Source organism: Niallia circulans (assembly GCF_007273535.1).
In the GTDB taxonomy this organism is placed as follows: domain Bacteria; phylum Bacillota; class Bacilli; order Bacillales; family Cytobacillaceae; genus Niallia; species Niallia circulans_B.
In genome coordinates, this window is sequence record NZ_CM017506.1 from 56,540 (window position 1) to 79,266 (window position 22,727).

A 22,727-nucleotide genomic window follows, 5' to 3' on the forward strand; every position below is an offset into this window, starting at 1 on the left:
GGAAGGTATGTAATGTCTATATCTGAGGATCTCTTATTAGAGATTAAAAATGATCTTAGAGAGAATCATGCTGAGGAATTTCAAGAAGCATTTGCTGACTTGGAAACCAGAGAAGTACTAAAGAAAATTATTGCAAACAAGCATGGTTCTATTTTAAATGATGATGAAAAACTGGAATCCGTTGTAAGGGAGCTAGTAGGATTAGGATTGGTTGAAGAGTTAAGGGAGGATTTAAGAGTCACGGATGTTGGCTTTGATGGTACAAAGTTAATTGTGGAAGGAAACGGTATCGAAAAGTATTCATTGGAAACTGTTTCTGAAAATGAAGTAATAAAATTAATAGCTAAATTTTCTAATTCTACTGGAAAAGAAATTTCAAGTAAAAATCCAATCCTTAACACTAGTAAAGACTTTATGCGATTAAACGCTGTTCATAAACAAAATGCACCTAGTGGAACTACAATGGCAATTCGTATTTCTCGACCATATATGGCATTAAGCGAAGAGAACTTTAAGGATTTTGCTCCTTTAGAAATTTTAGAGTTCTTAAAGGCTGCTGTTAAGGGAAGGTCAAATATGGTTATTGCTGGGGAGACTGGTTCAGGGAAAACCGAATTTCAAAAGCTTTTAATGAGTTATATCCCTTTTAAAGAAAGAATGGCAGTTATTGAATCAACCATAGATATTTACGCAAAAGAATTATGGCCTGACAAGGATATATTCAGTTGGTTAGCAACTGAGGGAGTAAGTATAGAAGAGCTAATAGCATATGCTGGACTCAGAAGTCATCCCGTTTGGATTATAGTTGGTGAAATCCTTGGAAAAGAAGTTTATCAAATGTTACAAGGGATTTTGACAGGACATAGATTTATGACTACTGCTCATGCTTATGATGCCAGAGCTATCCCAAAACGTTTACTTGGTATGGCGAAATCTGGTTATGAAGTAGACGATAAAATGTTTTTAGATGATATCTATAGTTATGTTCATTTTGGCATTCATCTAAAAAAGATAAATGGTCGACGTTTCTTATCGGAAATTGTAGAGTTTCATGGAGATCACACAGCTACCACAGTTTTTAAACAAAGAATGAAAAAAGATGGATCATTAGATATATCATATGGAGAACTTAGCCAGGACTTCTTTGAAAGAATTCACGAATTGGGTTCAGACTTTGAAGGATTTAAAAGGGATGAGGAATAATGAAATTTTTTGGTGAAAGCAAAGTATTGAGTATAGATGAGCTGAATGCTTATCGTACTGCATATGGAAATCCTTTAATGAAAAAGGAGATTTTTACGGCTTTAGTAGTTCCTTTTATGGTTAGTTTTTTCAGTGTTTATGTTCTTACCTACTATTGGTGGTTGGCACTAATTGCTGGAGTTGTAGGTGTATCTTATGGGTTCATAGTACTAATGAAAATTAACGTGGAGCGTATCTATAACCAAGAATCCATGATACAGAGAAACAGATTTATAAATACAATGACTAGTTTGTTAGCTAATCCAGATGAAACAGTCGTAACTGCTTTAAAATGGTGTGCTAAGGAAATCGCTAAAGGTGAATTAAAAAAGGAATTGGATCAATTAATCGTTGATTTAATGGATGCTACACCAAAACAAGTCCAGTCCGCATTTAATTTATTAAAGGAAAAATATACTAGTGATTTTGTTTTTGGTTTATTTATGGACAACCTTGTTACGGCTTCGTTAGAAGGAAGAACAGATATTAAAAAGATAAAGGAACTAAAGTCATGGCATAATGATGTGTTAGAGCAAAGAAATATATTTATACAGAATAAAGTTTTGTATAAGAGACAATTTAAAGCAACAACTTTATATCCTGTAGTAGTTGTCGGCATTTTAACCTTTGCAAGGGGAGTAGATGCTTATTTACTTTATTACGCTCACAATATCATCGGTTGGGTGTGTAGTGCCATACTAATAGGAGCATTATGTTTTTACTTTCATTCCCTTCAAATGAACTTAGCAGATGATGAAGTAATGGAGGTGAAAATGTGGAGGAAATAACTGAAATACCTATAGAAAAAACAAGAATGCAAAGATTTTGGCATTTAGTCGCAGAACAAGATCTGTATGAAATGGTTGAAAAGTCAGGGTTTGGAGAATACGAGTTTTATTTGTTCCAGAAGAGAAGAATGAGAAATGCGCTCTTGTCTACTCTTGCTGCAGTTATTCCAGCTTTTCTAGTTAGTCCCTGGCTATCATTGTTATCTATAATCTTTTTCGTTTATTCTTGGAGAAATGCTTACACAAAAGAAAAACATGAATATAACGGTCTAGTATATGAAAAACAAATTTCATGGTATGTTTTTCAGCGATTAATTGTCACCTACCTACAGGATTCAAATGAGTCTATCATAACTACTTTTCGAAAGCTGTTGGATCGCTTAGAGGATGGAGAATTTAAAAATAATCTGTATCGGTTGATTATTGATATAACGGAAAGTCCCAATAAGGTTCAACCATATATGCAATTTGCTGAAGTAGCTGCAGGGGGAACCGATGAAGCTCGCACGTTTATGACATCACTTTATAATTACACAAACCACACAAGTGATAGCAGTATTATTGATGAGTTAAGTGATATAGCTAGAAAAGCAATGATGCGAGGTATTGAAGATATTCGAAAACATAAAGAAAGAACATTTATTATGTATCCAACTAAACTGACTATGGTGAACTTTATACCAATGATTGGTTATATGGCTGGGGCTGCCTTTGATATCTTTACCCGAAATATGAACAATCTTTAAGAGAAATGGGTGGTTAAATGTATGCAGAAGACGCTGCTGGCGAATTTTCATTACAGATTATGTTAATGGCCTTTGTCATGTTTTTAATGGCTATAACCATATTCTTTGTAAGTTATATTCAATCATCTGACTTTAAGACTTATATAGATGGACAGATTGAACGCAATGGTGGATTAACTTCAACTGCTGTTGAAAATATAAATGAGTACTCGAATAAATTTTACGATGGCAAGTTTGAGGTTACTAGTTTATCAGGTTCAGATAAAAAGTCATTTGGTTCAGAAGTAAATTATATAGTTACTGGAAATATTGAAGTATTTTTCTTTGATCTACCTGATCAACTAATTACATCTAGAGGGAGTGCCGTAAGTAAAGTGAGGTGACTCAGTTGCAAAGTGGTGTAAGAAATCTGTTGATGATAGCAGGTGTTGCAGTTTTAGCAATACTCTTGGATTTTTCCTTTAATTATTTTGATGTATTTAAGGAATTTGCAAAACTAAACTATAGAGCAATTATTTTTAAATAAATTTATTCCAAAACACTATTAAATATAGTGTTTTTTCTTTTAAGGAGGTGATTCAATTCATTAATAAATAAAAGGTTTTGAGGCTAATTAAGGGAGTAAGGAATTAAAAAATAAAAAAATTAAAAGAAAAGGGAGTTTTTTGATTATGAGTTTTGAAGCAAATGCAGATCGCAGTATTAACGGGATTTATTCATTAATTATTGGAGTGGCAATTGGAAGTATATTAGCTGTAGCACTGCCAGCTGTATTCGAATCATTAGTGGATGTTATGAACAATAAAATTAATACAATCGGCATGATTACTTCTTTACCTAAAGTAGTAAACTTCGCAAGCCCTAATATGGTATTGGATAGTGTCCAATCAGTATTTAAAAACGTTGCCTAAAATTAAGGGATATTAAAACTATTTTGAAAGAGGTATTAAGAACATGAGATTATCGAAAAGTAAATTTGGGATATTAGCATTAACAGGAGTTATGTCATTAGGGTTTTTATTCGGAGGTAATTCAGCGTTTGCAGCTGAACAAGCAACAACAAAGGCATCTACAGGTATTCAGAGTGGAGGGTATAATGTTTCCTTGACAAGTCCTCAAGATCTAAACCCAACAGTTACTGTAGGTACTTCTACACAAAAGGTAGTCATTGGAAAAATCCCAACAATAAATGTAGAAGATTTAACAGGTACTGGTTCTAATTTCTCTTTGAAAGTTAGTGCTACTGAATTAACCGAAAAAACACCAAGTGGTGGTTTTAAAACAGGTTCATCAGCTTTAAAACCATTTAATTCTATGGTACTTAAAACAAATTCTTCAACCATATCCAATCCAAATGTAACATTCAGTGGAACTTCTGGTATTAACCTTGCTGGAGAGACATCCACTACTTTATATTCTGGTAGTAATGCAGGGGGAACAACGACAATAACTGCAGATAATGAAATTTATGTGACAGTTGCACCAAATAAGGTAACTGTAGATCCTGTTAACTATCCAGGTGGTCCAACTCCTTATGAAACTACTGTTAAGCTAAGTGTAGTACAGGGCCTATAATGCGTAAGGTTAGTATGAGACAAAAGAGACTAATTTCTCTTTTGTCTTCTTTTGTTATCTGCATTGTTCTTTTCAATACAAAGGCAGCTGCTGCAGATCAATATGTAACTACGGCAACAGCTGGAGTCCAGAGCCAAGGGATCTATTTAACAATTAGTAATCCACAAATATTAAATCCATTAGTAACTGTAAGTGCAGAAACACAAAAAATAGTGTTAGCAAAGTTTCCAGAAATTAAAGTTGAAGATCTTACAGGAACTAATAGTGCGTGGTCACTGAAGTTATCGGCTACTCCATTAACAGAGAAAGCACCTGCTGGAGGCTTTAAATCAGGAACTTCGGCAATAGTTAGAAATACCATTCAGTATCGTGTTACCTCAGAAGCAATCTCTAATACGAATATAACAAGAACAGTTTCAGGAGCTGTAATAGATAAAATGACAGCAACGCTATATGGTGGAACGCAATCTGGAACGACCACTATAAATGCAGTAAATGAAATAACAACAACAATAACACCTAATAAAAATATGGTCGATCTAATCAACTATCCAACAACTCCGACACCTTATGAAACTACGATTACATTTAGTGTGGTTCAAGGGCTGTAACACATAATAGAAAGCCAGGAGCGAAACTTCTGGCTTAAAGAAAGGGTGACATTAGATATGAAAAAAATAACTTTATTAATATCAATTTTACTTCTCTGTATTCCTTCCATTTCTTTTGCCAAAGACAACGATAAAACAATAGGAAGTAATTACATCATTACTCCTATCTACGAAGATAATCAAAATCCAAATCAAACAGGTAGATTTCAGTTATCACTAAAAGAAGACAGCAATTATCCTTTATCTTTTCGTATTCGCAATGATTCCAATAAAGCTATTACATTAAGTACACAACCATTAAATGCTATTACTGAAAGTGGGGGTTCAATTGGGTTTATAAACGGTTCAGATAACAATCAGTATACAGAGAAGGGATATGAAGTGGCCTCCCATTTGAGTATTGATGAAACTGTAGAACTTAAAGCTAATGAAGAGAAGGTTATTCCCTTTAATTTAAATACAAAAGATTTAGAAGATGGCACCTATTTAGGTGCCATTTCTTTTAGAGAAGAACAATCTGGAGAATCTACAAGTATTAGTAATGAGGAAAAACAGACAGGCACAATTGAAACAAATTATGAAATTGAAAAAATACTACCTATTGAATTTACGATAGGAAAGCCAACTGCAATTGATAACAAATCATTAGCTAAGTCTTTCGTTAAATCTGTGAGACAAGAAGACGGTAATTTAAAAATTGATGTAGAAAATGATAATGCTGCTTTAGTAGATGGAGGCAAAATCGATATTACAGTTTTAAAAGATGCTTCAAAGGTGTTCTCTTTTCAAACAAACTTACAGCTAGCTCCAAAATCAAAGACAACTTTAGAAATCCCTTGGAATGGAGATCTATCCAGTGGTGATTACAAGGCATCTGTAGAAACCACTTTTAACAAAAATAGTAGTAAAAAGTCCTTTGATTTTTCTATTGCTAAAAAAGAAGTAGAAGAGGTGGAAAAACAAACATTCGATGATGAAAAAATTGTAGTGGAAAGCAATTCTAACGGGTTGCTTGTAGGTACATTAATAGGAGCTTTTGTTGTATTTCTTATACTGGTGTTAATCATTTTGAGACAAAGAAAAGTGATGAAGAAGTATAAAAAATAAAAAGACTGAAGAATGATTGAGGTACCTAGCCCTTTAAAGGTGGTGATATAGAAAAGTTCAAAGATTTCAAAAAATTATAGAAGGGGGTTTTATAAATGGAAAAGCAGCAAGCTCATCCAGTCATGGATGTTGTAAATCAGGGAGTAGAAGAATTAAAGAGTGTTCTTGAGAGAAAAGGATTGTCTCCTGAAGAACCTGCAATATCTACCTTATTAGATAAACATTTCTTGAAAATGGAGAAGCTTTTAACAGAATTCACAGAGAAAATGGAAAAGGCTCCTTTAAAGGAAATTCCTCAATTAGAAATGAATATTGTTGGAAAGTTAAAAAAAGTATTTACTGATCTTACTGATGGTTTAAAGCAGGTAGTGGTAGATACGAAAGAACAAGTTCGCACTGGAATTGAGAATAAAATAAATGATATCAAAATTGATATTCATAATAAGATTGCTTCTAAGGTTCAGAGTGTAAATGACAAGATTAAAAACTTTACCGATACTCTAGATGAAAAGTATTCACTTATAGAAAAAACAGGAATACCCGAACAGAATCTTAGTACTGAATCAGGAAATAAGTACTTGAAAACAGAATTAAAAAATCTAATGAAGCCATATTTGGAAACACTAAAGGAAAAGCACAACAATTTATTTACTGATGTACAAAATGAATTTACTCAAGGAAATGAATGGATTTTAACCATGGCGGCTAGTCGACAATCAAATGATTATCACAAGTTAACGGTTGACTTAAATACTGGAGAAGGTGCGCTGGAGTATCGTTACATAGATAGTGAGAAACCTGTTCATAAGTCGAAAAATCGTGAAATTGTAGAAAATTTCAACATTGCAGATTTGCAGTTAACTAAAGAATTACGTAACAGGAGAATGGAACAAACGGCATCGTTAGATAAGACACAAGAGCCTTCTGAGAAAGATTTAAAACAGAATATAGATAAACAGGATTCCCCAGCCGTTAAAACGGTTCCTGATGGTATTATCGGTTCTCAGAATGAAGGTGATGAGGTTCCAAGTGATACGTTAATTAAACAGTTGAAAAAAGAAAACAATGGGTTAAAGACTTTTTTAAATATTGTTAAAGATAAACATCCTGAAGTTTATCAATCTATATATAGGGACTTAAAGAATAGTATTCAACAAGTACAAAAAACTGATGCCCCAAAAGTCGAAGTAAAAACAAAAGAAAAAGAATTAGAATTACAAATTTAAAATATTAAATGGAAAGAAGCAAGCACTTTATTAGTGCTTGCTTTAATAAAGGAGTTATTAATATGTTATCTATTAAAAAGTTTGAAAATGTAAATTGGAAACCTATATTTCTAGTAGCTTTTGCTTGTCTGGTGTTTATGTTATTACCTGATGCAAGTTTTGCAGCGGAAACAACAGGTTCTGTTCAAACTAAATTGAAAAACGCAGGAACTGCAATTCAGTCAGTATTAACAGCTATTGCAGTTATCGTTGGTGTTGTAGCTGCACTGAAAATTATCGTTAAACACTTGCCTAACATTGATGATCCACATACGAAAAATGAGATGTGGAAAGCTCTTGGTGGAGTACTAGCAGCTGTTGCAGCATCTGCAGCCATCATTTGGATTGCTCCTTGGGTATATTCTTTGTTCAAATAATAACCAACAAGAGAAAGCTTATTAAAAGCTTTCTCTTATTTTTTTAAGGAGTAGTGATACATATGGATCAAGACCAAGTGAAACAAGTCTTATTAGAAATGATAGATGGCAATGAAAAAAGGGGACGCAAGTGGTTTTTCCCCAAGAATGTAGACAACCAGTACAAAGTATTAGCAAATATGACAATAAAAGAGTTACTTTTTTATATCCTTCCAGCATTATTGATTTCAGTAGGGATTGGAGCTATTCCACCCTACAATTCTATTGGCTTTTGGCTTATTAAAGCTGTTTTTATTGTATTAATTATTATTCTTCCAGTAATTTATGTGAATTATCGTCCTGTGAAATTTAGGGATAACATACGAGCGAAAGACTTTATTAAAGAATTTCTTGATTATCAAAAGAAAAAGAAGATGTATTTCGTCAAACCTAAGGATAAATTTTTAAATTAATTTATAACCAGCAAAAATGAAATATAGGAGTGAATAGTTTGAGCGAGAAAGAAATTTCCTTCAATGATATTAGTCCAATTGAGGGAGTATATTCCGATTTTATTTATTTAAAGGAACATGCTCTGATCACCATTATAAAAGTAAAAGGTGTGAATTTTGATTTGTTATCTCTTTATGAGCAGAATTCCATCTTTGATGAATATGGAGCATTTTTGGCTCAAAATATTCATTACCGTCCACAGACAGTTTCTATGACAGTTCCAATAAAAATGGGGCCATATCTACATAAATGGAAACTTCAACATGTGAAATCTTCGCAAGATAATGAAGTGAACGAAAACCTACGACAACTTAGGGCTAGTTACTTATATGAATATCAGCAAAAAGAAACTGATTTAAGTATGGCTGTAAAAGCTCACTTTATTGTACTTAAAGAAAAATTAAAGAAGCCTACACTTGAATATTTACAAGAAGCTGAAAGAAGATTAACAGAAAAAAGAGAAGAAATAATAAGAGCGATTCATCAGGTATTAAATGCTTATGACAGCCAACAGGAAGTATTAAGTGCTAATGAAGCATTATCCGTACTACATCAATTTCTAGATTATAAAACGTCTATCTACAATCAACATTAAAAGAAGGTGCAAACAGTGGGTTTATTATCATCAATATTTGGAATGAAACAAAAAAGTGAGCCGAGATTAAAAGAAGAAAATCAGATTAGCGGTTTAATTGATAAGGATGTCATTGAAAGTAGATATCCCTTTGTATTTGAATTGAATCGAGAATATATTGCAGCTAGTGGAAACTATATAAAACCATATGTAATACTTAGTTATCCATCTGAACCAACAGGGAACTGGTTATCACCATTAAAACGATTGAAAGGCAATATTACGATTTCTCAGCATCTTGAACCAGCAAACGGTGAAGTGTTGAATAGACATTATAATGAGACAATAAAAAACAAGGAAGCAGAACTATTAAAGACATTAGATTACCAAAGAAGAGAACAAATAAAAAGAGAATTAAATACGGCCAAAAAGCAGTTGGAACAATCTCTAGATGAAAAGAGTGCTTTTATATATCTTTACACCTATATACTATTACAGGCGCAATCAGAGTCAGAACTGCGTTCTCTTGAAGAGAGTTTGAATAGAGTATTGATTAAAATTAATTTAAAAGCAATTACACCCTATAGGAGGATTGATGATGCTTACTTTTCTTCTTTTCCATTAGGTATAAATAATTTGCAAGAGTACACATATGCTATGACTAATACTGTTAGTGCTAGCTCTTTCTTCCCCTTTGACGATAACGAAATTTGCGATTTAACTCCAAGAGCAACTATTGAAGGAATAAATAAAGAAACAAACTCCTGGATTGCAATAGATTATAAAGATCGAGGCAGAACATTGAATCGAAACAAAATTGTCTTGGGTACTTCGGGCGGGGGGAAATCGACTTATCAAAAAAGTAATGTACTCAGAAAAATTGCGGAAGGAAAGGATAATATCTACATTATTGATCCAGAAGATGAATATTCAAAAGATGTCATTGCTTATGATGGGACTGTTATTGATTTATCAAGTGCCAGCCCTACTCGTATGAATCCCTTTGAAATTCTTTCCCAAGCATTAGACTCAGATGATGATAATGTGATTAGAAGCCGTCAACTAACTGATAAAGAAGTTGATAATTTAATAAGGCAAAAAGTTAATCGCTTAAAGGGTTTTCATAAGGTAAACATGGCAGATATGGACCAGGTTCAATTGTCCATTATATCCAATATATCAATGGATCTTTATGAGGAATTTAGAGAGAAAAAAGACTTAGACCAAATGAGTAATGAAGATTGGCCAATTTTAGAAAATCTTTTAAATGCCTTATTGGCATTAAAAGAAACGGATATGAAAAAATTTGAATTAATAGAACGTTATTGTTTTATTTTAGAAGACATGGTCTATGGTTCTAGTACACTTTTTAATGGATATACCAATGTAGACATGAGCGCAAAAATTATTTCCTTTAATCTTAAACCATTACAAACAGAAAAAGAATTACAGGCTGCTGCATATTTAAATACATTTAGTTATTTATGGGAGCTTTTCACAAGTGATATTTCTCAATCGGATGAGCTATATTGCGATGAGTTTCATTTCTTATTGAAAAATCCAGAAAGTGCAGACTTCTTTTTTCAAGCATATAAACGATTTAGAAAATATAATGCTGGTGCAACTGTCACCACTCAACAAATTCAGGACCTCCTCGATGCGCCTGGGGGAATTGGTGAGGCTATTGTAGGTAATAGCTATACAAAAGTAATGTTTGGTTTTGAGCCACGGGAAGTTCAACAAATAATCAACCGTTTAAAAATTCCATTATCCGATAAAGAAATTCATTTTCTACAAGCCAAAAAACAAGGGGAAGCGCTAATTATATATGGTTCCCAACGAGCTTTATTAAAAGTTGTTTTGACGGAGGAAGAATTGCGGTTATTAAATCCAGCTAAATACGAAGAAAAAACAGGACGTAGTGCAAAGGAAATACCCGACTGGTCTGATAAAGTATTACTTTCTCAAAATGAAATTAGTCAACTAACAAATGAGTTGAATAGAGTTGAGGGGTTCTAAATGAAAAAAATAACGATGATGGATAACCTTACTCTTTACGTCAATAAGAGTGAATATAAGATAGAAATTGACGAAAAGTTTACGAAGGTTTCTAGCCTTGATGAAATAGAAGACTTGGAGCAATCGCTACCAGGTTTTTTTGATGTAGAAAGTATTAGTCGACAAAATAATAAAATCTATTTGATTTACAATATACCTAATGTTTATCAATCGTTGGAGAATGCTAAAAAGTATGTTCCAGTAATTAAACTGCAATTAATAAAAAATCTTTTGGATACAGATCCCTTATTAGAAGCAGATGGTATGACATATTTAGATTTAACTAATGTCTTTTTCAAAAGCTTTAAGGATATAAAGGTGCTGTATCGTTCAAATGGATATCTGCCATACCATAAAGATTTAAGTACATTGGAACAATATAAGTTGTTTGTCTTAGGGTTCTTTAGTGATAAATTTTCCTATAAAAGGTTTTTAGTTAATAAAGATAATTTGTTAAGAAAAGAAAATAACGAGTTTATGTTTACGGTTAATGCTGTTACATCTTTTTCGGAACTTAAGACCTTAGTAGATAACGAACTAGAAAAAGAACAATCAAGATTTTACGAAAAGGTTCAATTCCAAGCTATCAGCAAAAAAAAGGGGAAGAAACGAAAGTTTTATCTATGGGGCTTAGGTGTAATCGTGTTAGGTCTATTATTTGCTGGTTCTGTGAAACAGGTGGAGAAATCTGTTGCAGCTGATTATAGGAATGATATAGCTGCAATGAAACTAGATAACGAGTTAACTTTTGCTGTATCAAGCGGAGATACCAAAAAGGCAAAAGAACTAATGAAGAAAAAAGGGGACAATCCTGAAGATATCGCAACAATGCTTGTAGAAGCTGGGAAATTTGATGACGCTATTGCCTACGATAAAAATATTGAAAAATATGTTGTTTCTTACTTATACAAAATAGAACAAAAAGAGAAACTATTAGATTTGAAATCAAAATCAGCATATTTAAATATAGAAAAAGAAATTGTTGAATTTAATGCTGATGATTTGGCATCAAAAGCACCACTTATTGAAGATAAGGAAACTCTTCAAAGATTGGCTCTAGCTTTTATAGAGCATGAAGACTTTATTTCTTCAAAAGAAACATTGGAAAGAATGAAAAATTCCGAAAGCTTCCAGTTGACTAAATCGGAGGAAAAACAGGTAGATCAATTAATAAAGAAATCAAAGTTAGAAATTGAGGTTAGTAGTCTAAATGAACAAATTTCATTTTTAAATCAGGATGATAACTTTGCAGAAACTGAAGAAGAAAAGGCAAAAAGGGAAAAAGAATTGAAGGAGTCAGAGGATAATCTAGTTGATTTACAGAAGCAGCTTATTAAGGTAGATGAAGAATTAGGGATGGATGATTAATGGATGCTGTAACAGTTAAAATCGCCTTAACTGCAGCCCAACAAGCAAAGAAACATTGGAAGAAGCTAGTACTTATCGTACTAGCTTTTTTTATGGTTATGGTTATTGGTGTCATGTTGCTAGTTGGGGGCGATCAAGGGAATTCTGGAACTGCCAAAGTAAATGAATCTGTTTTAGCATGGAAACCTGTAGTAGCTGAATATGCAGAAGAGTACGGAATACCAGAGTATGTCGATGTTATTTTAGCCATCATGATGGTGGAAACAGGTGGAGAAGGATTAGATATTATGCAGAGTTCAGAATCACTTGGACTTCCTCCTAATTCAATCACTGATCCAATGGTTTCTATTGATGCTGGAGTTTCTCATTTGGCAAGTGCAGTAAAAAGCGCTCGGAAAAGTGACTTAGATTTTTGGACTCCTGTGCAAAGTTACAACTTTGGTTCTGGGTTTAATAGTTATGTGGGTAAAAATGGGAAGCAATATTCCTTTGAACTAGCTAGTGCCTTTTCTAGCAAACAAGCAGGAGGTAAGACAGTTAAGTACAGCAATCCAGTGGCCGATTTTAACGGGAACGTTCGCTATGCATACGGAAACATGTACTATGTCATGCTTGTTCAGCAATATCTTTCTGCTCCAGGATCTGGAACAGGTGATATTGGCAATGTAGATGCTTCAGCTTTAGGTGCGGAGGCCTATCAAGATTTAATGACAGAAGTACAAAAATACGATGGCTGGTCTTATACCTGGGGTGGATCAAGTCCAAAGATTGGTTTTGATTGTAGTGGGTTAGTGCAATATGCGTTTAAATTACTTGGATATGATTTGCCGAGAACTGCAGCAGAACAGGAAGCCCATTCTATACCAGTAGCAGAACCACAACCTGGGGATCTAGTATTCTTCAAGGGGACGAATCCTAGTCGTCCAGCTAGCTCTATTACGCATGTAGGCATTTACGTGGATGAGAAAAGAATGTACGACGCTAACAATGGTGGTATTGGGTATTCGAATTGGAATCAAGGCTACTGGAAACAACATTTGGCTGGTTTCGGTCGAGTTGTTAAATAGGAGGAACAGGAATGAATACAAAAATTTTAGTCGCACTAGTTATAATGCTGGTCGTTTCTATTTTTAGCAATATAGCATTAGGCTTCAACGTTAGTAGTGAGAGTAAAGAAAATCAAAAAGTCGAAAAAGTAAATAAAGATTTAAAAGCTCAAGTAAAAGATCTAGAAAATGGTTTAGATAAGGCTGAAGGAGCAATAACAGATCAACAATTAGCAGGAAATGAGGAAGCAAAGAAAACGGTAGAAAGCTTCTTTAATACTCAATATAACTACTCTACAGGTACATATAAGGAGAAATTTGAAAAGATAAAAGCCTATGTGAATGAGGATGTCTATGGACAATTGATGTCTGCTGGTGTACCTGATACCCCAAACATAAAATTTGAAAATAATATTAGCAATATGAAGTTATATATGTCAGCTAAAAACAAAGAACTGACTGGATTGGTAGTATTGGATACCGTTTATACGATTGATGGTGTCGATAGTCCAGAAACTACACAAATATTTGAAGTAACCGTTGCTGAAGACGAAGGAAAACAAAAAATCATCTCTCTAGAAGTATTAGGCACGTTTGCTTCTATGTCAGAAAGTTGAGGTAACATTATGAAATTAAAGATGATAATTTTCACCTTACTTTTTATCTTTTTATTTTACTTTTCTTTGTTCATTGCAGGTTTTTTTCCTTTTATTGCGGAGCATAAAAAAGAATTTAGTACAGAGGTATTAGGAGATTATTCTATAAATATTCTGGTTCACCCATTTGAAAATATTAATGAAATGCATGAAGAAAAGAATCCAATGTTGTATGTCTCAACTGCGGCTGCGTTTGTTTTATTCATCTATATACTATTTAAGACCCGTCATAAAGACTATGAAAACGTTGGGGATAAATATGGGGTTCAAGGTTCTTCTAGATGGGCCAGAAATACAGAAATTTTCAAAGTTCCTGATCAAATTACTATTTTGCCAAGTAAAAGTATGTATGACGAACTTAAAAAGACACTGAAGGCTAAGGATAATGAGGTGAAATAATGGCAACTACTGAAAAAACAAATGCAAGTGGAATAGTAATGGGAATTAAAGATGGAAAAGCTTTAATTCAACATGAGACAAGCAAATTAGCTAACAGGAACTACTATGTAGTAGGCGGTCCAGGTTCATTTAAAACACAATCTTTTGTATTAACCAACATGATTAATATAACGGACTGCAGTATTGTTGTTACTGATCCGAAAGGGGAGGTTTATGAAAAGACCGCAAAAATTAAGGAAGCTCAGGGGTATGAGGTTCGGGTTGTAAACTTTAAAAATATGGGGATATCTGACCATTATAATCCCTTTGGATATGTAAGAAAGGACCTTGATGCAACAACGGTTGCTAATACGATTGTAAGTGCCAAGAATGATCCTAAAAGAAAAGATATTTGGTTTAATGCTCAATTAGGCTTGTTAAAAGCTTTAATTCTATATGCAAAATCGGAGTTTCATCCAGATAAAAGGAATATGGATGGGATTTTAGATTTTCTTCAAGAGTTTGATCCTGAGGCGAATGAAGATGGAGAAAGTGAACTAGATGAGAAGTTTATGGAGTTAGATAAACGACATCCAGCAAGAAGAAGTTATGAGTTAGGTTTTAAGAAATCTCAAGAAAAAACGAGAGCAAGTATTATCATAAGCTTGCTAACAACAATTGGTGATTATGTAGATGATGAGGTTGCTGCATTTACAAGTGGAAATGATTTTTTCTTTGAGGATATAGGGACAAAAAAAGTGGCGCTTTATGTGTTAATACCAACAATGGATTCTACTTGGGAAGGACTTATAAATCTTTTCTTTACTCAAATGTTCCAAGAACTTTACTTACTTGGAGATAAGAATAAAGCCAGATTGCCAATGCCTACGGTTTTTCTATTAGATGAGTTTCCTAACTTAGGAAAATTCAATAACTATGAGGAATTTTTGGCAACCTGTCGTGGTTATCGAATTGCTTGCTGTACAATCCTTCAAAATCATACTCAAATGATGGATAAGTACGGTAAAGACAAAGCGGAATCAATATTAGGTAACTGTGCTATTAAAATATGCCTCGGCAATGTTAATAATACTACTGCTGGATATTTTAGTGAAGAATTAGGAAAAGCTACTGTGAAAGTAGAGACAGGAGGGCATTCAGTATCAAGAGGAAAATCAGGAAGTACATCAAATAGTGCCAACTTTAATTACTCTCAAAGGCTACTCATGAACCCTGATGAAATTCGGACAATGTCAGAGAAAGAAAGTCTTGTAATAATAACTGGAAAACATCCAATTAAAGCTAAAAAATCTATTCAATTTAAATTGTATCCAGGACTAGTTGAAAAATATGAAGTGTCTCAGATGGATTATAAAAGGAAAATTAGCAAAGCTGCTCAAGAATTATACGAAAATGAAGTTACTGTATTTGAGACTCGGATGGATGTCTTAGAAGAGTTTGACTATGAAGACGAACAAGAAATGGAAGAACAATATTTAGCTGATATGGAGCAAGATCAGGTTCTAGATCATGCACGAGAAAATTTTAATGATATGTTTGAAAACTCATTGAATGTTTTGGATGCAATAGAACAAGAACAAAAAAATTGAGGTGTACTTAAATGTTTGATTGGGTTGGCGATAAATTAAAAGGACTTTTAGAAGATACTATTAATTCATGGGTAGAAGAATTCATGAACTGGATTTTATCCATGATGAATAAAATAGTTTTTGATTTACCTAAGTCAAATTTTGTAGATGATACGATGTCCTTTTTTGCGTGGTTTACTGGTATTTTTGCCGTAATCATTGCCTTATATAAAATCATAGAGTATATCATTAATACTCAAAATGGAACACAGCAGTATCCCTTGGATGAAATCATTTTAAGGTTATTCAAAAGTGCAGGAGCTATGCTAGTGCTACCATGGTTCATTAAAATTTTATTTATGCAGATCGCTCTTCCTATTGCTAACTATTTTGCTGCAGCTGGAACGGATTTTGATGGGAAGGCGGGATATACTTTAATGTCGGCAGCTCTTACTGGAAGTGTACTTGGTTTTGGGGGATTTGTATTATCAGTAGCATTAATATTCTTTTTAGTTGTGTTTATAATGTTTTTATATTCTGTTTGTGTTTTTTATGCAGACTATATCGTTATGCAAATTCTTATTGCGCCTGTCGCCCTTTCTATGCTGGCAGATGATAATAATTACTTCCAGGTTTGGTGGAGAGAATTGTTATCTATTGTAGTATCGCTATTAGTTAAATTATTCCTAGTCACTTTAATAATAAATATTCTTTTTACGGGTGGAAATATCTTTTTAGCAATTGGAGCAGGAGCATTAATTATAAAGTCACCATCCGTACTTAAAAATATGTGGTATGGTTCGGGTAGTGCTCAAGCTGGTGCTCGTTCTCTTGGTAGAGGAGCAGGAAGCATTGGTTCAATGGGTTCCCGAATGTTACTTACGAAATTATTAAAGTAAGGAGGAACTTTTATGTATCTAATTATATATAAAAAGAAATTGAATGCTGAAAAAGGGAGATTTGAATTTGATTCCCCACAGACATTTGCTAAAGCAAATGAAATGCTAATAGAATCTGTATCAAGATATAAACAAACAGGGTTGAGTATGAAGGTGGGCTATAAGATTATAGAGGCTCAATCTGGTGAGAGTATTTTTAACTCCACGATTTCAATAGATAAAGATATTTCAAGTCTTTATGAGATTATTAGACAAAATTCAAATACTCCTAAAACAGTAACTGAATATGCAATTAAGGTGGAAAATCGGGAAATTATTGAGACGGAAAATGAGTTTTCCTTTAATAATAATGTGGAAGAGAAAGCTAAATTAGAACAACTGCGAGCTGAAAAGAATAATATTCAACAACAATTAAAAAAGGATGAAAAGGAACGTCAGCAAAGAGAGCTAGAACATCAAAAAAAGATGAAAGAGATCCAGGACGAAAAAGAAGCTTTGGAGAAGTCTATTGCATTAAAAGAAAAAGAAGATGCTGTCAAAGAATCTCAACGCATTGAAGCAGTACGATTGTTGGAAGAAGAGAAAATAAAAGCGCACCAAAGGATGGAAGAAAAAAAAGAGCTTGATCGAAAGAAGAAAGAAGATCATGAAAAGCGATTAAAACAAGTGGAAGAAGATGCAAAAAAGGCAGAAATTGATTTAGCAAATACAGAAGTTGAATTCGAAAAACAGGAACTTGAAAGAAAAAAAGAACTACAAGCATTAGAAGAAAAGAAGCTCGAATCTACAAGAAAAGCAAATGTTTTAAAAGCTGAAAAAGATAAAGATGATTTAGAGCATCAAAAGGAGTTATTAAGCTTCACTAGTTCGGACCCAGAAATAGCTGTAGCAAATGAAGTTTTACCATCTCCTAGCATTGTAGTACCAAAATTAACCTTAAAAGAACGTCTTCAGGAACTCGATTTTGAGGAAGCAAAGAGACTTTTAATTCAATTTATAAAATTTAGTGTTAGGTCTACCATTAGTAATTCTAAAAAGGGATATACGATATTTAAGGCATATCGTGTGAAACAATTAGATGCAAAGGAAGCTAAGAAGAAGGCCACTACTAAGAAATTGGAGATAGAAGAAAAAATTGCACTTGAAAAAATTAAGTTTATGGAAGAATTGAAAAAAGATCGAGATCAACAAGAAAAGGAAATTCAAAAGGCGGTTAAACTAAAAGAAAAAGAAATGAATAAACAAAACAGAATAGAAAAAAGGTATGTAGCAGCAATGAAAAAGAGTCCGATTAAAAAACAATTTGGCCTTGTTGGATTTCTTTTGAAAACAGCTGCTTTTTTAGTAGTTTTAGCTGCGATTATTTATATATTTCACCTGGGTGATACATTTCCAATACTTAAGGATATAGAAAACTATGTTGATAATCTAATATCATCTTTTAAAAGAAGCTAGAACATTCTCTAGCTTCTTTTTATATAAAACAAAAAATTTAAATAGGGAGGGGTTTTGTTGAGTCAAGAAGTAAAAGATTTTGTTACTCAGGAGGAAAAGGAAAGAGCTAATAACGTTGATATTTTGGAATATTTATTATCAATTGGTGAGCCATTAAAAAGGGAAGGAAATCAATTTTATCGACACGAACAACATGATAGTTTAGTTGTTAATATAAAGAGAAATTACTTCAGTTGGAACAGTAAGAACGTTTCAGGCAATGCCGTAACCTATTTAATGAATGTACATAATCTTACTTTTCAAACTGCGGTAAAGAAGATAAATAGTGACTTGGGTGATAAAGAATTTATAGCTTTTAAGGCACCAGAACCTACCTATCCAGATAAGTTTCAATATGATGTAGATGAGAGCGCTACCACCGACAATGTAATTAAATACTTGGTAGATGAACGTAAAATAGATGCTGATTTAGTGGATATGTTGGTTGATATGGATTTTATTAAAGAGGACTCCTATAAAAATGTTGTATTCAAGTGGAAAGACAAAGGAGAGCTAATAGGAGCAAATCTTCAAGGAACACGGGAAATTCCTGTTGAAAAGAGAATACATGCTGACCGTGCCTATTTTAAAAAAGTACTGCCAACAACTAAGGAAGCTACTAATGACGGATTTTCCATAACAAGAGGATATCCAGAGAATTTATATTTTTTTGAGGCTCCAATTGACTCTTTAAGCTACCTTACTTTAAATAGATCTACACTGAGTAATTGCCAACTAAAAAGTATGGATGGGTTAAAATTCGAAACTTTTGTTCAAACAGTTAAGAATGCGGTGAAGGATCTAGAAAAGGCAGGAAAAAACTTAGAATCCATTACGTTATGTGTAGACAATGATAATGCTGGCAGAGAATTTATTGATAAGGTAAAAAGCTATGATTTTCATCGTAAAGACGGGAAAAAAATTATTATTAATTCCGATATTCCTGATTTACCGAAAGGTCAATCTAAATGGGATTGGAATAATGAACTCAAAGCAAGAGTGCAATCACCAATAAAAAAAAACGTATCTGAAGAGATAGAGATTTGAAATAAATTTTAAGCATCCTAACAGGATGCTTTTTTCATTTAAAAAATAATTGGAGGAAAAAATAAATGAGTCAACTTTTTGTTTGTGAAAAACCAAGTGTAGCAAGGGATCTAGCAACAGCATTATCTGGAGGATATAAAGAAGGAGAAGGTTATTATATCGGCAATGATGGGAAGGTTTATACATTTGCTTTTGGCCATCTTGTAAGTTGTGTTAGACCTGAATCTATTAATGAGGATTGGGGTTGGAAAGGGAATGTTAGTAAATTGCCTTTTTTCATTAAAGATATTCCTTTAACTGTTATTGAAAATCCAGGAGTAAAGAAACAATTTAAGACTGTCACAAGTCTGATGAGACAATCTGATCTCATTTATATTGCTACAGACGCTGCAAGAGAAGGGGAACACATCTTCCGTAAGATTTATAAGTTAAGTGGGGTAAAGAAGCCTTTAAAACGTCTTTGGATTCAAGATATGACCAAGGAAGGATTAACTAAAGCATTTAATAATGCAAAAGATGGTTCTCTTTATGAGGGTTTAGCAGTAGCTGGAAAGTTAAGAGAAGAGTCAGATTTATTAGTTGGTATGAATAGTACAATGCTGGTAACTAAGTTAAGTAAAAGCAGTAAAGTATTATCTCTTGGTCGTGTACAAACTCCTACGCTTGCAATGATTGTTAATCGTGATAAAGTCATTGAAAAATTTTCTAAAGTGGTACATTACTCTATTGTAGCCACTGATAAAAATGGGGCCAAATACGAGCTTTTATTAGATAAAGATACTCAGTTAACTAAGGCAGATGCTCAATCTATATTAGATTCTCTTGGGAACAGAACAGCATTTGAAATCAATACAAAAAATAAGAAGGAAAAACCCGAAAAGCTATTTGATTTAACTGAACTTCAAAAATTCATGAATGAAAAACATAAATGGAGCGCAACTCATACGTTAAGCACGACACAGGCTTTATATGAGAAGAAATTTGTTACTTATCCACGTACAAGCTCTCAATATATTGCAAATGATTCTGAGCTTCCTGCCCTGTTAGAAAAGCATTCTGGTAACGAGTGGGTAAGTAAAGTAATTAACAATGGTTATAAAATTGAATCCTCATTTGTTAATCCTTCCAAGGTAACGGATCATGAGGCAATTATCATCACTTCTAAAGTAGCTAATAATCTTTCAGGGGACGAAGCAATCTTATACGATGTGATTTCAACACGGTTTTTGGCTGCTTTTTACCCATATGCATTAAAAGAAGAAACTACAGCAGTATTTATGGATCAAGAATATACGTTTAGAGCAAAAGAAACGGTATTAGTGGAACTCGGTTGGAGAGAACTTTATGGAGAAGTTCTTCAGAAAGGTACATTAAGTAAAAGTAGTTTAAATGATATAGGTGATTACTCTTTAATTCAAAAAGAAACACAGCCACCAAAAAGATATACAGAAGGAACTTTATTACATGATATGAAACATGCTGCTAAATTTTTGGATGAAGTATCAGATAAAAACATGATGAAAACTGTTGAAGGGATAGGAACAACTGCAACAAGGGACTCCATCATTGAAAAACTAGTAGAACGTGGTTTTATTGAGAAAAAGAAGAATCAAATCATTTCAACCACTTTGGGAAGAGAGCTTATTGAAATGATGCCTGAAGATTTTTCCTTATATAGCGTTAAATTGACTGCTTACTTTGAATCAATGCTATCTCAAGTGGAGCAAGGAGAGCTGGATGAGGATACTTTTTATGAAGAATTAGAGGGATTACTACAGAAAACTGCTGAGGAGATTAGAGGAAATGTTAAATCACTTTCAGCTGAAGCAACTCCAGCAAAAGAAGTAGTAGCTTTATGTCCAAAATGTAAAAAGCCGATTTATGAAAATAGCAAAGCTTACTCTTGTTCTGGTTTTAAAGAAGGATGTAAAGCAACGATTTGGAAAAATGGATTAGAGAAACTAGGAAAAAAGACAATTACAAAGACGGAAGCAGGAAAGTTTTTTGCAGGAAAAACAGTAAAGGTGAATTTAAAATCAAAGCAAGGAAAGTCCTACAAAGCTGATGTTGTATTTAACTTAGAAAAAAACTGGATCGAGTTTGCTAACAAGTAAGAGATACTCATGTATCCCTTACTTGTTTTATTAGGTGAGGTGTTGCCTGAAGATAATTATGAAGAGTTCATGAAACAAAAAGGTAATAACTAATAATAACATTTGGAGGAATTACTAATGAAAACAATAATGAAAATTATTTCGAGTTTAACTTTAACAGGAGCTTTAGCTATAGGAGGATTAATTGGTCCAGTTAATTTGGAATCAAAAGCAATGGCTGCGTCTTCTGTTTCGATATTAAAATATCCAATACCGACAAAGGAAAACCAAATTTTAGACTATCTAGAAAGAGGTATGTATGAATTTTATGAGGGGACAAAAGTCAGAAAAGAAACAAGTGTCAATTCAGAGCTTGCTGAACAAGAAGAAGCTAAAAAGAGTGAATTGCTTCAGATAAGTCAATTAACCTATGATGCTTTAGTTAAGTACAAAAAAGATAAAAAAACAAACGAAACTAAAGCTAAGCAAACATATAGTAAAACGTTGAGTAGCTTAGATGCAGAAACTAAAAAGATAAAACAAAGATACGAGAAAAAGGTGAATACTTTAGAAAAGTATAGAGTGGATGAAATTAATAAAATTGCCAAAGCAGAATCGTATAATATTACTTCTATGAGGTCTACAGAAATAAAAAGAATTTCAGGTAACTCTGGTAAAGAGGAGATAAAATATAATATTGAGCTAATAGAGAAGGCGGTTAATTCTTATAAAGTGGAGGCTATTGAACTAAAGTTTGAAAGCCTTATAGCTGAATACAAATCAAAGAGGAAAGTAGCTGAATTAGAAGCAGCCAGAAAAACAAAAGAGCTTAATTTTCAATATAAAAAAGGTTCTTTAACAGCAAAACAACTTAAAACTAAACAAAGCAATATAGAGGAATCAAAAGTAGCAGAACAAGAAAATATACAAAGAAATATTGATGGTCTTATTAAGGAGAAAAATTTACAAGTCCAGTCATTAATTAAACTAAAAGAGACTGTGATTGCTCAAATTAAAAAGGATAATAACCTGGTACTATAAGTTATTTTAAAAAAAGAGATGTGAAAACATCTCTTTCTTTAAAAATTGAGAAGTAGTTTTTGTTTTATTGACCCTGAACGAGGGTGAAATATATTGGCTAAAAAAACAAGTAAGACTCATTTTATGAGATAATAATCCTGTCATTAGGTATTTTTGCTTATAAAGTTACAAACTTATTAACGACCGTTACCGTTTGTAAGAAAGGAAAGGATTTATGATAAAGAAAATGGCCTTCAAATTTATCAAGTACTCAATCATATTAATATCCTTTTTGTTTATAT

At 33.1% G+C, this 22,727-nt stretch carries 23 protein-coding genes; all 23 read left to right on the forward strand.

Going from position 1 to position 22,727, the window contains the following annotated elements; translation table 11 throughout:
- Window positions 1-12 precede the first annotated feature (12 nt).
- A complete protein-coding gene (locus tag CEQ21_RS00815) occupies window positions 13-1,203 on the forward strand; it encodes a CpaF/VirB11 family protein (RefSeq protein WP_185762764.1) in 1,191 nt (396 codons plus the stop codon).
- Complete coding sequence (locus tag CEQ21_RS00820; protein ID WP_185762765.1) at window positions 1,203-2,030, forward strand: hypothetical protein; 828 nt, start codon at window positions 1,203-1,205, stop codon at window positions 2,028-2,030. Before CEQ21_RS00815 ends, CEQ21_RS00820 begins: the two co-directional genes overlap by 1 nt.
- Window positions 2,018-2,776, forward strand: a complete 759-nt coding sequence (locus tag CEQ21_RS00825) for a hypothetical protein (RefSeq protein WP_182102365.1) — start codon at window positions 2,018-2,020, stop codon at window positions 2,774-2,776. The genes CEQ21_RS00820 and CEQ21_RS00825 overlap by 13 nt, the downstream gene beginning before the upstream one ends.
- Before the next feature lie 17 nt (window positions 2,777-2,793).
- A complete protein-coding gene (locus tag CEQ21_RS00830) occupies window positions 2,794-3,159 on the forward strand; it encodes a hypothetical protein (protein ID WP_182102364.1) in 366 nt (121 codons plus the stop codon).
- A 288-nt stretch (window positions 3,160-3,447) separates the two neighbouring features.
- On the forward strand, window positions 3,448-3,687 hold the full coding sequence (locus tag CEQ21_RS00835) for a hypothetical protein (RefSeq protein WP_182102362.1): 240 nt from the start codon (window positions 3,448-3,450) through the stop codon (window positions 3,685-3,687).
- A 43-nt stretch (window positions 3,688-3,730) separates the two neighbouring features.
- A complete protein-coding gene (locus CEQ21_RS00840; RefSeq protein ID WP_182102361.1) occupies window positions 3,731-4,351 on the forward strand; it encodes a hypothetical protein in 621 nt (206 codons plus the stop codon).
- Window positions 4,351-4,962, forward strand: a complete 612-nt coding sequence (locus tag CEQ21_RS00845; protein ID WP_185762766.1) for a hypothetical protein — start codon at window positions 4,351-4,353, stop codon at window positions 4,960-4,962. The genes CEQ21_RS00840 and CEQ21_RS00845 overlap by 1 nt, the downstream gene beginning before the upstream one ends.
- A gap of 57 nt (window positions 4,963-5,019) precedes the next feature.
- Complete coding sequence (locus CEQ21_RS00850) at window positions 5,020-6,069, forward strand: WxL protein peptidoglycan domain-containing protein (RefSeq protein WP_185762767.1); 1,050 nt, start codon at window positions 5,020-5,022, stop codon at window positions 6,067-6,069.
- A gap of 95 nt (window positions 6,070-6,164) precedes the next feature.
- Window positions 6,165-7,295 (forward strand): hypothetical protein, encoded by a 1,131-nt coding sequence (locus CEQ21_RS00855; RefSeq protein ID WP_185762768.1) that lies wholly within the window; start codon window positions 6,165-6,167, stop codon window positions 7,293-7,295.
- A 62-nt stretch (window positions 7,296-7,357) separates the two neighbouring features.
- Window positions 7,358-7,711 (forward strand): CagC family type IV secretion system protein, encoded by a 354-nt coding sequence (locus tag CEQ21_RS00860; RefSeq protein ID WP_185762769.1) that lies wholly within the window; start codon window positions 7,358-7,360, stop codon window positions 7,709-7,711.
- 62 nt (window positions 7,712-7,773) lie between these two features.
- The gene (locus tag CEQ21_RS00865) at window positions 7,774-8,163 is read left to right on the forward strand and encodes a hypothetical protein (protein WP_185762770.1); all 390 of its coding nucleotides are present in this window, start codon (window positions 7,774-7,776) and stop codon (window positions 8,161-8,163) included.
- Window positions 8,164-8,201: 38 nt separating this feature from the next.
- Window positions 8,202-8,798 carry a hypothetical protein gene (locus CEQ21_RS00870; RefSeq protein ID WP_185762771.1) on the forward strand — a complete coding sequence of 199 codons (597 nt, stop codon included), beginning with the start codon at window positions 8,202-8,204 and terminating at the stop codon, window positions 8,796-8,798.
- 15 nt (window positions 8,799-8,813) lie between these two features.
- A complete protein-coding gene (locus tag CEQ21_RS00875) occupies window positions 8,814-10,796 on the forward strand; it encodes a VirB4 family type IV secretion system protein (protein ID WP_185762772.1) in 1,983 nt (660 codons plus the stop codon).
- Complete coding sequence (locus CEQ21_RS00880; RefSeq protein ID WP_185762773.1) at window positions 10,797-12,203, forward strand: hypothetical protein; 1,407 nt, start codon at window positions 10,797-10,799, stop codon at window positions 12,201-12,203.
- Window positions 12,203-13,270: a bifunctional lytic transglycosylase/C40 family peptidase gene (locus tag CEQ21_RS00885; RefSeq protein WP_185762774.1), complete on the forward strand. Its 1,068-nt coding sequence runs from the start codon at window positions 12,203-12,205 to the stop codon at window positions 13,268-13,270. The genes CEQ21_RS00880 and CEQ21_RS00885 overlap by 1 nt, the downstream gene beginning before the upstream one ends.
- Window positions 13,271-13,281: 11 nt before the next feature.
- The gene (locus CEQ21_RS00890) at window positions 13,282-13,866 is read left to right on the forward strand and encodes a hypothetical protein (RefSeq protein ID WP_185762775.1); all 585 of its coding nucleotides are present in this window, start codon (window positions 13,282-13,284) and stop codon (window positions 13,864-13,866) included.
- Window positions 13,867-13,875: 9 nt separating this feature from the next.
- Entirely contained in the window at window positions 13,876-14,304 is a 429-nt protein-coding gene (locus CEQ21_RS00895) for a hypothetical protein (protein WP_185762776.1), read from the forward strand.
- Complete coding sequence (locus CEQ21_RS00900) at window positions 14,304-15,893, forward strand: VirD4-like conjugal transfer protein, CD1115 family (protein WP_185762777.1); 1,590 nt, start codon at window positions 14,304-14,306, stop codon at window positions 15,891-15,893. The genes CEQ21_RS00895 and CEQ21_RS00900 overlap by 1 nt, the downstream gene beginning before the upstream one ends.
- An 11-nt stretch (window positions 15,894-15,904) precedes the next feature.
- Complete coding sequence (locus CEQ21_RS00905; RefSeq protein WP_185762778.1) at window positions 15,905-16,771, forward strand: conjugal transfer protein TrbL family protein; 867 nt, start codon at window positions 15,905-15,907, stop codon at window positions 16,769-16,771.
- A 12-nt stretch (window positions 16,772-16,783) separates the two neighbouring features.
- Complete coding sequence (locus CEQ21_RS00910; RefSeq protein WP_185762779.1) at window positions 16,784-18,226, forward strand: hypothetical protein; 1,443 nt, start codon at window positions 16,784-16,786, stop codon at window positions 18,224-18,226.
- 57 nt (window positions 18,227-18,283) lie between these two features.
- Window positions 18,284-19,312 carry a DUF3991 domain-containing protein gene (locus tag CEQ21_RS00915; RefSeq protein WP_185762780.1) on the forward strand — a complete coding sequence of 343 codons (1,029 nt, stop codon included), beginning with the start codon at window positions 18,284-18,286 and terminating at the stop codon, window positions 19,310-19,312.
- A 65-nt stretch (window positions 19,313-19,377) separates the two neighbouring features.
- Window positions 19,378-21,426, forward strand: coding sequence for a DNA topoisomerase (locus CEQ21_RS00920; protein ID WP_185762781.1), 2,049 nt, complete (start codon window positions 19,378-19,380; stop codon window positions 21,424-21,426).
- 117 nt (window positions 21,427-21,543) lie between these two features.
- A complete protein-coding gene (locus CEQ21_RS00925; RefSeq protein WP_185762782.1) occupies window positions 21,544-22,446 on the forward strand; it encodes a GumC domain-containing protein in 903 nt (300 codons plus the stop codon).
- Window positions 22,447-22,727: the final 281 nt, after the last annotated feature.

Coding starts and splice junctions, on each gene's coding strand:
- CEQ21_RS00850 (WP_185762767.1), top strand. CDS start 5,020: ATGAAAAAAATAACTTTATTAATATCAATTTTACTTCTCTGTATTCCT.
- CEQ21_RS00890 (WP_185762775.1), top strand. CDS start 13,282: ATGAATACAAAAATTTTAGTCGCACTAGTTATAATGCTGGTCGTTTCT.
- CEQ21_RS00925 (WP_185762782.1), top strand. CDS start 21,544: ATGAAAACAATAATGAAAATTATTTCGAGTTTAACTTTAACAGGAGCT.
- CEQ21_RS00845 (WP_185762766.1), top strand. CDS start 4,351: ATGCGTAAGGTTAGTATGAGACAAAAGAGACTAATTTCTCTTTTGTCT.
- CEQ21_RS00835 (WP_182102362.1), top strand. CDS start 3,448: ATGAGTTTTGAAGCAAATGCAGATCGCAGTATTAACGGGATTTATTCA.
- CEQ21_RS00860 (WP_185762769.1), top strand. CDS start 7,358: ATGTTATCTATTAAAAAGTTTGAAAATGTAAATTGGAAACCTATATTT.
- CEQ21_RS00830 (WP_182102364.1), top strand. CDS start 2,794: ATGTATGCAGAAGACGCTGCTGGCGAATTTTCATTACAGATTATGTTA.
- CEQ21_RS00900 (WP_185762777.1), top strand. CDS start 14,304: ATGGCAACTACTGAAAAAACAAATGCAAGTGGAATAGTAATGGGAATT.
- CEQ21_RS00820 (WP_185762765.1), top strand. CDS start 1,203: ATGAAATTTTTTGGTGAAAGCAAAGTATTGAGTATAGATGAGCTGAAT.
- CEQ21_RS00920 (WP_185762781.1), top strand. CDS start 19,378: ATGAGTCAACTTTTTGTTTGTGAAAAACCAAGTGTAGCAAGGGATCTA.
- CEQ21_RS00910 (WP_185762779.1), top strand. CDS start 16,784: ATGTATCTAATTATATATAAAAAGAAATTGAATGCTGAAAAAGGGAGA.
- CEQ21_RS00885 (WP_185762774.1), top strand. CDS start 12,203: ATGGATGCTGTAACAGTTAAAATCGCCTTAACTGCAGCCCAACAAGCA.
- CEQ21_RS00815 (WP_185762764.1), top strand. CDS start 13: ATGTCTATATCTGAGGATCTCTTATTAGAGATTAAAAATGATCTTAGA.
- CEQ21_RS00855 (WP_185762768.1), top strand. CDS start 6,165: ATGGAAAAGCAGCAAGCTCATCCAGTCATGGATGTTGTAAATCAGGGA.
- CEQ21_RS00880 (WP_185762773.1), top strand. CDS start 10,797: ATGAAAAAAATAACGATGATGGATAACCTTACTCTTTACGTCAATAAG.
- CEQ21_RS00865 (WP_185762770.1), top strand. CDS start 7,774: ATGGATCAAGACCAAGTGAAACAAGTCTTATTAGAAATGATAGATGGC.
- CEQ21_RS00905 (WP_185762778.1), top strand. CDS start 15,905: ATGTTTGATTGGGTTGGCGATAAATTAAAAGGACTTTTAGAAGATACT.
- CEQ21_RS00895 (WP_185762776.1), top strand. CDS start 13,876: ATGAAATTAAAGATGATAATTTTCACCTTACTTTTTATCTTTTTATTT.
- CEQ21_RS00840 (WP_182102361.1), top strand. CDS start 3,731: ATGAGATTATCGAAAAGTAAATTTGGGATATTAGCATTAACAGGAGTT.